This is a genomic window from Algoriphagus sp. NF, assembly GCF_028823735.1.
GTDB classification, from domain to species: Bacteria; Bacteroidota; Bacteroidia; order Cytophagales; family Cyclobacteriaceae; genus Algoriphagus; species Algoriphagus marincola.
On the sequence record NZ_JAPEIB010000104.1, the window covers coordinates 1 to 1,145 of the forward strand.

Below are 1,145 nucleotides of genomic sequence, written 5' to 3' on the forward strand. Positions count from 1 at the left end.
AGGAAGGCTTGGACTCCTTTTCCCCAAAAATCCTGAACTGATTAGGTGCGAATTCAATCAGGCTTCTGTAAGGTAATTCCTGCCCATTATGGAGCACTTCATAATGTGTCAGCCCTGAACCGTCAAAGAAAATAGAATCTATCGGGGTATCAGTTTTGTTCACAAGCTGAATTGCCGCTTCAAAGTAGGCATCACGCTCTCTAGGATACATATCTGCCTTCAAATTGACACTTATAACTTTTGGTGTGGGCATAAACTCGTATTTTTTGAGCTGGGTCTCGTAGGCAACAGCTCTTAATTCATTCTCGTCAGAAGTTCTGTAGGTGTTGGTATAAACCGTAGACCTGTAGATAAATCCAAAGCAAATCAGACCTATGACAAGAAAAATATAGGAGGCCAAAGACGTTTTATTGGACATTTTACTTTTGGCAGAATTCCATCGGCTTTTCCAATTATTCTCAGTTCCTCGCTTGTAGAAGGTGGCAAAGAAAAGAATCAAAAAAAGCCCAATAGCAGTCCAGTAGATATTAAACCACAGCAAGGGTTCCCAGAAATGCCCCAAACCATTCATGTCACTCCAGGTATAGCCGGGCTTATAGGAATAGAAAAAGGCATTGAAATTGTAACCTGCAAAATCCCTCAAAATGATCATGACCAACCAGATTCCAATGGCTGCTGCATGTCCGGCAAACTTATTATTCACCACCAAATGCACCGCAAAAACCAACATGACCATCTGCAGGTAATCCGGCAAAGAAATCAGATAGCTATCTACCAGATAGATGCCCACCTCGTACTGGAAGTACCCTTTTAAGGTCTGAATAATGATACCTACGAAAATAGGAATTGTTGTCAGCATCAAACAGATCATGGCTATCCCTGTGAACTTAGAAGCGATGACGGTCCAGTCCTTTACCGGAAAGGCATCATTAATTACTGAGTATCCGGAAGATTGATCCCGATGCAAGGTTTCACCTGTGAAAAACACAATGATGATAAATACAAACAGGTTCCAATCAAATGTCTTAAACTCCATCAGAAATGTGGTGACAGGGAAGTTTGTGACACTGTAATTAGTAAGCCCGATCCAAAAGTCCAATACCAAAAAGATCAACCCACCCAGGAGAATAGATCGGAAATAGATA

At 41.3% G+C, this 1,145-nt stretch carries 1 protein-coding gene; it reads right to left on the reverse strand.

The annotated features are described in order from the left end of the window. Positions 1-1,145 (reverse strand): ABC transporter permease (locus OU792_RS18555; protein ID WP_446698921.1); only part of this gene is annotated, 1,145 nt, incomplete at both ends.